Origin of the sequence: Kitasatospora sp. NPDC001540, from assembly GCF_042894345.1 — a bacterium.
GTDB lineage: Bacteria > Actinomycetota > Actinomycetes > Streptomycetales > Streptomycetaceae > Kitasatospora > Kitasatospora phosalacinea_C.
The window spans coordinates 19,850-31,386 of sequence record NZ_JBIAVO010000013.1 but is presented as its reverse complement, the minus strand read 5'-3'; the positions used below and the strand labels follow the sequence as shown (position 1 = coordinate 31,386).

At 75.9% G+C, this 11,537-nt stretch carries 10 protein-coding genes; 1 reads left to right on the top strand and 9 read right to left on the bottom strand.

What is annotated here, in order from left to right:
• Window positions 1–97: 97 nt before the first annotated feature.
• The 5 genes from ACFY00_RS17480 to ACFY00_RS17460 form a co-directional block, all read right to left on the bottom strand.
• Window positions 98–1,543, bottom strand: coding sequence for an MFS transporter (locus tag ACFY00_RS17480; RefSeq protein WP_388032335.1), 1,446 nt, complete (start codon window positions 1,541–1,543; stop codon window positions 98–100).
• Between the two features lie 110 nt (window positions 1,544–1,653).
• Window positions 1,654–2,445 carry a helix-turn-helix domain-containing protein gene (locus ACFY00_RS17475; protein WP_388032334.1) on the bottom strand — a complete coding sequence of 264 codons (792 nt, stop codon included), beginning with the start codon at window positions 2,443–2,445 and terminating at the stop codon, window positions 1,654–1,656.
• Between the two features lie 252 nt (window positions 2,446–2,697).
• Window positions 2,698–4,227, bottom strand: a complete 1,530-nt coding sequence (locus ACFY00_RS17470; RefSeq protein WP_388032333.1) for a UDP-N-acetylglucosamine 1-carboxyvinyltransferase — start codon at window positions 4,225–4,227, stop codon at window positions 2,698–2,700.
• Between the two features lie 180 nt (window positions 4,228–4,407).
• Window positions 4,408–5,382, bottom strand: a complete 975-nt coding sequence (locus ACFY00_RS17465; protein WP_388032332.1) for a phytoene/squalene synthase family protein — start codon at window positions 5,380–5,382, stop codon at window positions 4,408–4,410.
• A 124-nt stretch (window positions 5,383–5,506) separates the two neighbouring features.
• The gene (locus ACFY00_RS17460) at window positions 5,507–6,109 is read right to left on the bottom strand and encodes an NADPH-dependent FMN reductase (protein ID WP_388032331.1); all 603 of its coding nucleotides are present in this window, start codon (window positions 6,107–6,109) and stop codon (window positions 5,507–5,509) included.
• Between the two features lie 146 nt (window positions 6,110–6,255).
• Here ACFY00_RS17460 and ACFY00_RS17455 point away from each other — a divergent pair, with 146 nt between their 5' ends.
• Window positions 6,256–7,110, top strand: coding sequence for a helix-turn-helix domain-containing protein (locus ACFY00_RS17455; RefSeq protein WP_388032330.1), 855 nt, complete (start codon window positions 6,256–6,258; stop codon window positions 7,108–7,110).
• A 19-nt stretch (window positions 7,111–7,129) separates the two neighbouring features.
• On the opposite strand, the gene ACFY00_RS17450 is transcribed toward ACFY00_RS17455, so the two are convergent.
• The 4 genes from ACFY00_RS17450 to ACFY00_RS17435 form a co-directional block, all read right to left on the bottom strand.
• Entirely contained in the window at window positions 7,130–7,579 is a 450-nt protein-coding gene (locus ACFY00_RS17450) for a hypothetical protein (RefSeq protein WP_388032328.1), read from the bottom strand.
• Window positions 7,580–7,701: 122 nt separating this feature from the next.
• On the bottom strand, window positions 7,702–8,532 hold the full coding sequence (locus ACFY00_RS17445; RefSeq protein WP_388032327.1) for a heavy metal-binding domain-containing protein: 831 nt from the start codon (window positions 8,530–8,532) through the stop codon (window positions 7,702–7,704).
• Window positions 8,533–8,590: 58 nt separating this feature from the next.
• Entirely contained in the window at window positions 8,591–9,520 is a 930-nt protein-coding gene (locus tag ACFY00_RS17440) for a heavy metal-binding domain-containing protein (protein ID WP_388032326.1), read from the bottom strand.
• 133 nt (window positions 9,521–9,653) lie between these two features.
• Window positions 9,654–11,453, bottom strand: coding sequence for a tetratricopeptide repeat protein (locus ACFY00_RS17435; protein WP_388032325.1), 1,800 nt, complete (start codon window positions 11,451–11,453; stop codon window positions 9,654–9,656).
• Window positions 11,454–11,537: the final 84 nt, after the last annotated feature.

Below are 11,537 nucleotides of genomic sequence, written 5' to 3'. Positions count from 1 at the left end.
GGGGGGCGGCGCGCGGCGGGGGGGGGGCGGCCGCGCGCCGCCGCGGGGGGGCGGGGGGGGGGGCCGGGGCCGCCCCCCCCCCCCCCCCCCCCGCGGTTCAGGGCCGCCGCTCCCGGCCCGGCAGGGCCTGGACCACCAGGGCGAACAGCGCGGTGGCGGCCAGCACGTACAGCAGGCAGGCGCGGAACGCGGCCGGGACGGCGTCGGGGCCGGGGGTGTCGGCGAGGACGCGGTAGAAGACCAGGCCGATCAGGGCGACGCCGAGCGCGTTGCCGACCTGCAGGCCGGTGGTGAGCATCCCGCCGGCCGAGCCAGCGCTCGCGGCCGGGACTCGGGCCAGCACGGTGGCGGTCAGCGGGGCGAAGGACAGGCCCATGCCGCAGCCGTCCAGCAGCAGGCCGGGCACCAGCCACCACAGGCTCCGGCCCTCCCCGCTGACGGCCCACAGCTCCAGCAGCAGTCCGGCCGCGCGCAGCACGGCGCCCGCCGTGACGGCGTGCCGCCCGATCCGGGCGGCCAGGTGGCGGGCGGTGGTGGAGGCGGCGACGTAGCCGAGGCCGAGCACGCTGAACACCAGGCCGGAGGAGATCGGCGCGAGGTGACGGCCCTGCTGGAGGTAGAGCGCGAACACCAGGAAGTAGGAGGCCATCGAGGCCCAGAAGACGAGTTGGGCCACCAGCCCGGCGGTGAAGGCGCGTTCCCGGAACAGCGTCAGGTCGAGCGAGGGCGAGCCGCCGCGCAGCCGCAGGCGGCGCTGCTGGGCGGCGAAGGCGGCCAGCAGCAGCGGACCGGCGGCGAGCAGCAGCAGGCTCCACAGCGGCCAGCCCCGTTCGCGGCCCTCGATCAGCGGCAGGCAGAGCGCGGTCAGCGCGGCGGTGACCAGCAGCAGGCCGAGCAGGTCGGGGCGCGGCCGTCCGGGGGCCTTGGACTCGGGCAGCAGCCGGGCCGCGGCGAGCGCGGCGGCCAGTCCGATCGGCAGGTTGACCAGGAAGCAGGCCCGCCAGCCGAGGCCCAGCAGGTCGGCGCGGATCAGCAGGCCGCCGATCAACTGCCCGAACACGGCGGCGATCCCGGACGCGGCGGCGTACCAGCTGACCGCCCGGGCGCGGGCCGGGCCCTGGTAGGCGGTGGTGATGATGCCGAGCACCTGGGGCGCCATCAGGGCGGCCGCGGCGCCCTGCACCACCCTTCCGGCGATCAGCAGTTCGGCGCTGGGCGCGGCCCCGGCGGCCACCGAGGCGGCGGTGAACAGGGCCATGCCGAGCGCGAGGACGCGGCGGCGCCCGTACAGGTCGCCCAGCCGACCGCCGGTGACCAGGCCGACGCCGTACGTCAACGCGTAGGCGGCGACCACGAGTTGGATCTGGGCGTCGGTGGCGTGCAGGTCGGCCTGGAGGGCGGGGACGGCGACGTTGACGATGAAGAAGTCGAGCCCGGCGAGGAACACCCCGGCCAGGACGATCGGCAGGGTGGCACGGTGCGGTCCGGACGGCGCGGCGGCCGTCGGGGCGGCGGCGGTGGGCACGGTGGTGCTGTCGGTCATGGGCGGGCAGGCTCCTGGGGATGCGCGACGAGTGGGTCCGCGCCGCTCCGCCCCGGCTGCGGGGGCGGGGCGCGGTGCGTGCTCCACTCTCCCCGGGCCCGCCGGGCGCCTCAACTACCCGTCAGGTAGGCGGTGGTGTCCTCGTCCGCCGGGAAGAAGCTCTCGATGAGCAGTTCGGAGGAGGTCAGGTCGCGGGCCGTGCCGAAGGTGGCGAACATCCCGATGAACGACAACACCCGTCCGTCGCAGCGCAGTTCGAGCGGGAGCGTGATCTCGTCCGGCCCGGGGACGTCGACCTCGGGCACCGGCTGCTCGCACGGGTAGCCGAGCAGTTCCTCGTACAGCGGCCGGAGGCTCCCGTCGAGGGCCGCGCGGCGGGCCAGGCCGGTGAGCAGTTTGGCGCGCCAGCGACCGAGGTTGGCGATCCGGGGGGCCATCCCGTCGGGGTGCAGGACCAGGCGCAGGGCGTTGACCGGCGGCTGCAGCAGGTGGGCGGCGACGCCCGCGGTGAACAGCCGGTCGAAGGGTTCGTTGGAGGCGACGAGGTTGCGTCGGCGATCCATCACCAGGGCCGGGTAGGGGCGGTGGCCGTCCAGCACCCGCCGCACCGCCGCCAGGACCGGCCGCATCGCCGGGTCGTCGAGCGGCTTCTCGTGGAACACGGGCGCGTAACCGGCCGCCAGCAGCAGCGAGTTGCGTTCCCGCAGCGGCACCTCCAGGTGGTCGGCCAGCCGCAGCACCATCTCCCGGCTGGGCCGCGAGCGCCCGGTCTCCACGAACCCGACGTGCCGCGCCGAGACGCCCGCCAGGTTGGCCAGCTCCAGCTGGCTGATCCGCCGCCGTCGCCGCCACTGCGCCAACAGCGGCCCCACCTGCGCCTGTTCGACCGCGTCCACCGTCATCGGCGTCCCCCTTCGTCCGCCCCAATCTACGTCAGGCCCGCCCCCTCGCCAGTCGCCGGAAGACGGTCACCACCTGGACGGGACGGGACGGAGAGGACGGTGACCACCCGACCGACCCCACTCGTACGATCTCGCTTCAAGCCAGTTATTCATACATACACACTCTTGCGGGAGACATCGGGCCGCCCCGGCCGAAGCCGGGGCGGCCCCAGCGCACCGGTGCGATGACGAGTGCGCTCCGTGTCAACCCTCTCAGATGTCGCGGAAGACCTCGATCTGCGCGCCGACCGAGTTGAGGCGGGCGGCCAGGTCCTCGTAGCCGCGGTTGATCACGTAGACGTTGCGCAGGATGGAGGTGCCCTCGGCGGCCAGCATCGCCAGCAGCAGGACCATCGCGGGGCGCAGCGCCGGGGGGCACATCATCTCGGCGGAGCGCCAGCGGGTGGGGCCCTCGACCAGGACGCGGTGCGGGTCCATGAGTTGGACGCTGGCGCCGACCCGGCCGAGTTCGGTGAGGTAGACCGAGCGGTTCTCGTACACCCAGTCGTGGACCAGGGTGGTGCCGTGCGCGCAGGCGGCGATCGCGGCGAAGAACGGCAGGTTGTCGATGTTGATGCCGGGGAACGGCATCGGGTGGATCTTGTCGATCGGCGCGACCAGCTTGGAGGGGCGCACGGTGAGGTCGGTGAGCCGGGTGCGGCCGTTGGCGGCCGGGTACTCGGGGCCGCGCTCGCAGTCGAGGCCCATCTCGTCGAGGACGGCGAGCTCGATCTCGATGAACTCGATCGGGACGCGGCGGATGGTCAGTTCGGAGTTGGTGACGACGGCGGCGGTGAGCAGGCTCATCGCCTCGACCGGGTCCTCGGAGGGCGCGTAGTCGACGTCGGCGTCGATGACGGCCTTGCCGTGCACGGTGAGGGTGGTGGTGCCGATGCCCTCGACCCTCACGCCGAGCAGCTCCAGGAAGAAGCACAGGTCCTGGACCATGTAGTTGGCGCTGGCGTTGCGGATGACGGTGGTGCCGGGGTGGCGGGCGGCGGCGAGCAGCGCGTTCTCGGTGACGGTGTCGCCGCGTTCGGTGAGGACGATGGGGCGCTGCGGGGAGACCGTGCGGTCCACGCTGGCCCGGTAGGTGCCGGTGGTGGCGCTGACGTGCAGTCCGAACTGGCGCAGGGCCGACAGGTGGGGCTGGATGGTGCGGGTGCCGAGGTCGCAGCCGCCCGCGTAGGGGATCTCGAAGCGGTCGGCGCGGTGCAGCAGCGGGCCGAGGAACATCAGGATGCTGCGGGTGCGGCGGGCGGCGTCCTCGTCCATGCCGGAGAGGTCGAGTTCGGCGGGCGGGGTGATCTCCAGGTCGACGCCGCCGTTGGTCCAGCGGTGGCGCACGCCGATGCTGGCGAGGACCTCCAGCAGCCGGTAGACCTCCTCGATCCGGGCGGCCCGCCGCAGGGTGGTGCGGCCGGTGGTGAGCAGGGAGGCGGCGAGCAGCGCGACGCAGGCGTTCTTGCTGGTGCGGACCTCGATGCTGCCGGAGAGGGTGCGCCCGCCGACCACCCGCAGGTTCATCGGCCCGGCCACGCCGAGCGAGACGATCTCGCTGTCGAGCGCCTCGCCGATCCGGGCGACCAGGTCCAGGCCGATGTTCTGGCCGCCGGACTCGATCCGGGCCACCGCGCTCTGGGTGGTGCCGAGGGCCGCGGCGAGCTGGCTCTGCGTCCAGCCCTTGTGGGTGCGGGCGGCGCGGACGAGCTTGCCGATGCGGGAGAGGTAGTCTTCGGTCACCGCGTGAACATATCGCACCTGTGCGATACGACGCACATCCAGCGGCCGTCCCGGGCGTGTCGGAGCGTCAGCAGGCTGTCCTCCCCACCCCGCCCGCCTACCCCGCCCGGTCGCCGTCAAGCACCTCCCCCGCCCGGCCGCCGTCAACGCACCCGCCTGCCGGCAACGCACCGTCCGCCGTCAACGCACCCGCCGGGCCCGGACGTACTCGCGGGCCAGCAGCCGCAGCAGCCCCGGCTTGGCGGGGCTCGCGGAGCGGCGCAGCAGCGCGCCGGGGTCGGCCCGGGCGGCGGTGGCGGTGAGCCGCTCGACGCCCAGCAGGCAGCGGATCATCGGCCGGTGCGCGGGCGGCGCGAGGTCGACCAGCCCGGCGTCGACGGCGCGGTCGCGGTCGCGGTCGGAGCGGTCGAGCAGGGCGCCGAGCAGGGCCCGCACGGCGGGGGTGTCCTCGGCGCGTTCCAGTGCGGCGCGGGTGACGCCGTGCGCGTCCAGGGTCTGCCGCGGGAGGGTGAGGCGGCCGTCGGCGAGGTCCTCGGCGAGGTCGTTGACGAAGTCGAGCCGCTGGCTGGAGTCGATGAACGTCCGGCAGGCGGCGCGGTAGTCGCGCTGGTCGCCGTCGGGGCCCAGCAGCGCGGCGACCACCATGAAGCCGGGCAGCGAGTACCCGTCCAGGTAGGCCTGGTAGTCGTCCTCGGTGGCGAAGCCCGCGAAGTCGAGGTCGGCGTCCGCGACGGCGAGGAAGTCCAGCACCCGGTCGCGCAGCACGGGGCGGGCCGCGACGCTGTTCAGCAGCGGCCGCAGCTCCCGCTCCGCGCCGTCGCCCGCGTCGAGCGCCGCGGTGACCTGCTCGCGCCAGCGGGCGGAGGCGGCGCGGCGGCCGTCGGGCGGCCCGCTGTCGAGCAGGTCGTCGGTGCGGTGCATGAACGCGGCGGCGGCGATGACGTGCGGGACGGTCGCGGGCGGCAGCAGCAGCCCCGCGGCCAGCGCCACCTCCCGCTTGTACGCCACGACCTGCTCGCGCTGCCGCCCGTACGCCTCCCGCAGCTCCGGCTCGCGCACCCCCGCCGCGTCCAACGCCCGCTCCCAGCCGCCCACCTGCCGCACCTCGCCCACCGCTCCGGCGGCCCGCCGGTCGGACCGCCTCCGACGGGCCATCCTGCCGTCCCGGCGGCCCCGCCCGGAAACCGCGCCCGTCCCGCCCGGAAACCGTGCACGGCAGCCCCGCCCGAAACCGTGTCCGGCACGGGCCGCCCAACAGCACTGCCCGGCGGGCCGGGTGTCAGTTCGCGGCGAGCGGGCGGTCGCGGCGGGCGTCGCGCAGGACGGAGCCCCACCAGTCGAGCTGGTCGAGCATCGCCTTCGCGGCGGTCGCCGGGCCCTCCGGGTCGAGCAGGGTGCCGTCGGGGCCGAACAGCAGGTAGTAGCGCGGGAAGGAGACGTAGTCCCGGACGGTGTGGGCCTGCAACTCGTTGAAGACCTGCCGGAGTTGCTCGATGGCGAGCAGGCCGCCGCTGGCGCCGCTGTAGCCGACGAAGCCGATCGGCTTGGCCTGCCACTGGGTGTAGTGCCAGTCGATGGCGGCCTTCAGCGAGGCCGGGAAGCTGCGGTTGTAGTCGGGGGTCACCACCACCACGGCGTCGGCGGCGTCGAGGCGGTCGGCGAGCCGCTGCAGCGCGGGGGTGCGGGGCGGGTTCGGCTCCAGGGCCGGTGGCACGGCCGGGAGTTCGAGCGGGACGGGCGTGTCGGCGAGGTCGATCAGGTCGACCGTGAAGCTGCCGTGCGCGGCGGCCCGGTCGGCGATCCAGCGGGCGACCACCGGGCCGAAGCGGCCCTCCCGGACGCTGCCGACGATCACGGCGAGGTTGAGCGGCTGACCGGTCATCACGGAACTCCCTCTGTCGGAACGGCGCCCCGTCCGGGGCGGCACCGCTCCAGGCTGGCGGGCCCCGGCGGTCCGGGGGAGGCCGCACCGAGACTGGTAGTACGGGGGCCACCCTCCGCACGGGGCCGGGCTGTTACCTTCTCGACGTGAGCGACAACGAGTTGGGACTGTTCCTGCGCACCCGGCGCGAGGCCGTCACCCCCGCCGAGGTGGGCCTGCCCGCGGGCCCGCGCCGCCGCACGCCGGGCCTGCGACGGGCCGAACTGGCGACCCTGGCCGGGGTCAGCGTCGAGTACGTGACCCGGCTGGAGCAGGGGCGCGACCGCCACCCCTCCGCGCCGGTGCTCTCCGCCCTGGCCGACGCGCTGCGGCTGACCACGGCCGAGCGGGTCCACCTGCACCGGCTGGGCAAGGCGCTGGGCGGGCAGTTCACCTGCACCGGCGGCGCGGCCCCGAACCGCTCCGTCCGTCCGACCGTGCAGGCGCTGCTCGACCACCTCGAGCCGGCCCCGGCGCTGGTGCTCAACCGGCTCGGCGAGATCCTCGCCTGCACCGCCGCCTACCGGCGCCTGGCCGAGCCCCTCGGCCTGCTGGACGGCCCGCGGCCGAACCTGGCCCGCTACGTCCTCACCGACCCGCGGGCCCGCACCGCCTACCCGGACTGGCCGCGGGCCGCCGACCAGCAGGTAGCCGCCCTCAAGCAGGGCCCCGGCCGCTCGGACGCCCAGGTCGCGGCGCTGATGGACGAGTTGGCGCTCACGGCGGGCGCCGAGTTCACCGACCGGCTGGCGAGCCTGCCCGGCCTGCCGGACGCCAGCGGCACCGAGCGGCTGCACCACCCGGAGGCCGGCGAGCTGCGGCTGTCCTACGAGACGCTGCAACTCCCCGCCGACGACGACCAGCGCCTGCTGGTCCACCTCCCCGCCGACCCGGCCACCGCCGCCGCCCTCGACCGCCTGACCGGCCGCCACCCGGGCGCCCTGCGGGTGGTCCCCGCGTAGGGCCCCCGCGTAGGGCCCGTCAGCGGTCGAACAGCAGCCGTTCCAGCGCCGCCCGGGCGCGGGCGTCGGAGCGGGCGCGGGCGGCGACGGCGGCGGCCAGTTCCCCGGTCCACTCGTCCAGCGGCACCGACCGCCGCGACAGCACCACGCCGCGCACCACCCGGCACACCTCGGCCGCCGGGCGGCCCTCCGGGGTGACGGTCAGGCTCAGCCGCTGGTCGTCCGTGGAGACGTCCAGGCGCTCGATCCGGCCGGGGCGGCCGGCCACCCGGTCGGCCAGGGTGCGCCTGCGCTCGACCGCCACCGCGTCCGCGGGCAGCGCCTCCGCCAGCGCGCCGGCCAGCACCCGGGCGTACGCCTCCAGGTCGGCGGCGTCCCGGCGGAGGGCGGCCGCCAGCAGGTCGATCGACTCCTCGTCCGGCGCGGCCGGTTCGAGCCGGCCGTGGCCGTGCTCGGTCATGTCCCCCATGTCCCCTCCTCGGTGCGATCGGTCGGCGGGTACGCCCGCGGGCAGCCTAGTCGTCCGGGCCCACCCGTCATCCGTCCGGGCCCAACCGCCACCCGCCAGCCGTCAGCGGCCCCCGCCAGCCGTCAGTCGTCCAGGCTCAGCACCATGGTGGGCCGTTCGATCCGGTGGTCCTCGCTCAGCGGGCGGACGGCGGTGCCGATCGCGAAGAACTCGGTGGTGTGGCCGCCCCAGCGGTGGTTGTGCGCGTTGAGCTGCACCCCGACGATGCCCTCGGCCTGCAGCGCCTCGGCCTCGGCCTGCATCCGGGCCATCGCCAACTCGCGGGCGTCGTAGAGGGCCTGGGTGAAGGGCTCGATCTCCACGTTCTTGCCGAGGTTGGAGAAGACGGCGCTCATCTTCTGGTGGGCGATGTGGTAGACGCAGGTGCCCATGGTCATGCCGAGCGGCGCGTACCCGGCCCGGATCAGGGTCCAGAAGTCCTGGCCGGAGAGGTCGGAGGTGAACGGCTGGCCCTTGTTGTTGCGCCAGCCGGTGCCGTCGGGCGCGGGCCGGTCGGCCTTGACGGCGGTGCCGATGGCGATGAACTCGGCGATGTCCGCGCCGAATTCGCGGGCCTCCACGCTGAGCCGGACGCCGACGATGCCGTCCGCGCCCAGGGCCGCGGCCTCGGCCTCCATCCGGGTCATGGCGAGTTCGCGGGCGTGGTACATGGCCTGGCTGAGCGTCTCGAGTTCCTGGTTCCTGCCCCAGCGGCCGAGCTGGATCCCGACGTGGTAGATCGAGCTGCCCAGGACCAGGCCGATCGGCTGGAACCCGGCCTCGCGGACGAGCAGGAACTCGTTGACCGACAGGTCGCTGGTGAAGATCGAGCCGGGCTTGCCGGGCCGGAGTTCGGCGAGGCGCCGCATCGCGTCGGCCGGGACGCCCTGGGCGGTGGGGTCGAAGGTGCTCATCTGGTCCGTCTCCCGATGACTGTGCTGGTGGTCCGGTGTGCGGTTCGGCCGGGGCCCGCTACCGGCGGGCGGCCCGGGCGAGGCGGCGGCGCAGCCGGTCGCCGTCGCCGTTCAGCGGCATGACGGTGAGGGTGCGCGGTTCGGCGGGCGCGGTGGCGAAGCGGGCGACGGAGGTGCCGAGCAGGGTGCTCTCGGCGACGTGGTCGGTCTGCTTGTCCCGGGCCAGGCAGTGCTCCTCCCGGACCCGCAGGGTGCTGGCGGCGAGGACGACGCCGTCGCCGCCGCGCTGCGCCGCCTGCCGGTGCAGTTGGGTCCGGGCGTCGGCCCGGACCCGGCCGACCAGTTCGGTCCAGCCCTCCACCTCCCGGTTGGACCAGGAGTACCGCTGCAGGCCGGTCCGGTAGTCGTCGTGGCGCACTCCGATCGACGTGCCGACCAGCAGTTCGACCGGCACCCAGCCCGCGGTGACCAGCTTGGCGAAGCCCCGGCCGTCCAGGTGCGAGGTGAAGGGGCGGTCCGGCCGCACCGGGCCCGCGGCGCGCACGGCGGTGCCGATCACCCGGAACTCCAGGCAGTGCGGCGCGGCCGGGAACGGGGCGGTCGTCAGCTGCGCGGTCACCACGCCGTCGCCGCCGAGCGCGGCGCACTCGGCGGTCATCCGGCCCAGGGCGGCGCGCCGGGCCTCGTCCAGGACCGCGACCAGCGCGGCGGAGGGCGCGCCGTCGCCGGAGAGGGCGACGGTGGCGCCGCGGTCGTTGAGCCAGCCGCCCCGGTAGCCGCAGGCGTGGTAGCCCCAGTACCGGCCGCTGCGCCCGACCCGGTACACCGCCGAGCCCATCACCTGGCCGACCGGTTCGAAGCCGACCGCCCTGATCGCGGCGAACTCGCCGGTGGACAGCGCCGACGACCAGGTCCCGCTCGCCCTCCCCTCGGCGACCCGCGCCGCGGCGACCGGCGGCAGCCCGGCTCCGTTCCACGGCTCCGTCATGGCGCCCACCCCCGTTCGAACCCTGCCGGGCACCCTACGCCCCCTTACGGACGCGGCGGCGGGGGAACCCGGTTTCCCGTCAGCCCCCCGTTCAGCCCCGCTCGTTCAGTCCCGCCCGTTCCGCCCCGCCCGTTCAGCCCCGCTCGCCGAGTTCGGCGCGCAGGCCCAGCGCCCGGGTGTGGCCGGACGGGTACGGGAGGGTGCGGGTGAGGTGCTCGGCGCGGGCGAGGGCGGTGCGGGCGGCGGCGGCGTCGCCGAGGCGGGTGGCGGCGGTGGCGTGGGCGAGCAGGGCCTCGGCCTCGGCGAGGCGTTCGCCGGTGGCGTGGGCGCGGGTGGCTTCGGCGGCGGCGATCCGGGCGGCCTCGGCGGGGCGTCCGGCCGCGAGGTGGGCGTAGGCGGCGAGTTCGGGGGCCTGGGCGGCGGCGTCGGCGCCGAGCGCGGCCAGCGCCCCGGCGGGGTCGTCGGCGCGCAGCGCGAACAGGGCGCGGGCGCGCCGCAGTTCGTGGTGGGCCTGTTCGTCGCCGGGGGTGCCGGCCCGTTCCAGCAGGGCGGCGGCGCGCGCCCTGTCGCCGGTGCGCAGCAGGACGCGGGCGAGGACGGCGAGGGCGTAGGGCAGCGACCAGGCGTCGTCCCAGTCGGCGGCGGTGACGGCGGCTTCGGCGTACTGGGCGGCGGTGTCGTTCTCCTCCAGCAGGAGGTGGAGTTCGGCGAGGTTGAGCTGTTCGAAGGCGGTGGCGACGGGGTCGCCGGACTGCCGGGCGTGGTCGAGGGCCTGGCGGCCGAAGCGGACGGCGTCGTGCAGGCGGCCGTGCCGCCGGGCGTTCTCCCGCAGGGTGGAGAGCACCGAGCCGAGCAGGGTGGGGTCGCCGTAGGCCTGGGCGGGGGCGAGGGCGCGGTCCCCGGCCAGGCGGGCCTCGCCGAAGCGGCCGGTCAGGCCGAGGTTGATGGCCTGCATGGTGTGGGAGCGGGCCTGGAGGTGGTGGCCGCTGGGGCCGGGGACGAGTTCGGCGGGGCCCTGGGCGCGGCGGGCGGCTTCGTACGCGTCCTGGTAGTGGCCCTGGACCTTGTCGAGGTTGGAGCGGGCGAGGTGGTGCAGGGCGCGGGCCTCGGGGCCGGTGCGGTCGACGGGCGGGTGGGCGGCCAGGACGGTGAGCGCCTCGTCGAGTTCGCCGTTGCGGAAGAGCGCTTCGGCGAGGTGGGCGGCGGTGGCGACGGTGTCGTCGTGGTCGCCGCGGGCCCGGAACTCGGCGAGCGCGGTGCGCAGCACCCCGGCGGCGCGGCCGGGTTCGCCCATCCGGCGCAGTACCTGGCTGTGGGCGAGGCGGGCGCGGGCGGCGTCGACGTCGAGCCGGGCGACCAGGTCGCGGTAGTAGCGGTCGGCGGTGTCGTTGGCGTAGAGCGCGGCGGCGCGTTCGGCGGCGCGGCGCAGGTACTCGGCGGCGCGCGGGTCGTCGGCGCGGGTGTAGTGCGAGGCGAGGGCGTCGACGGCGTCGGGGCGGCGGCGCTGGACGGCCTGGGCGTAGGAGCTGTGCAGTTGGCGGCGGCGGACGGCGGAGAGGCCGTCGTAGCAGGTGAGCCGGACGAGGGGGTGGCGGAAGGCGAGTCCGGCTTCGGCGCGTCCGGCGATGACGACCTGGCGTTCCTCGACCAGGGCGGCGGCGATGGCGTGCTCGACGGCGTCGGCGGCGGCGGCGCCGGTGACGGGCGGGTGCAGGCCGTGTTCGGCGACGTCGAGGAGTTCGGCGAGGGCGGCCTCGCCCCCGGCGACGGAGAGCGCCTCGACGAAGCGGCGGGCGTGCGGGTCGAGCCGGACGAGGCGTTCGCCGACCAGGTCGCGGACTCCGGCGGGGGGCTGGTCGGGGGCCTCGCCGCGGGCGCCGCCGCGGGCGAGTTCGAGGGCGAACAGCGGGTTGCCGAGCGAGAGTTCCCACACGTCGGGGCGGGGGGGCGCGGCCGGTGGCGTCGCGGACGGCGGCCAGCACGGCGGCCTGGTCGAGCCGTCCGAGTTCCTCGCGGA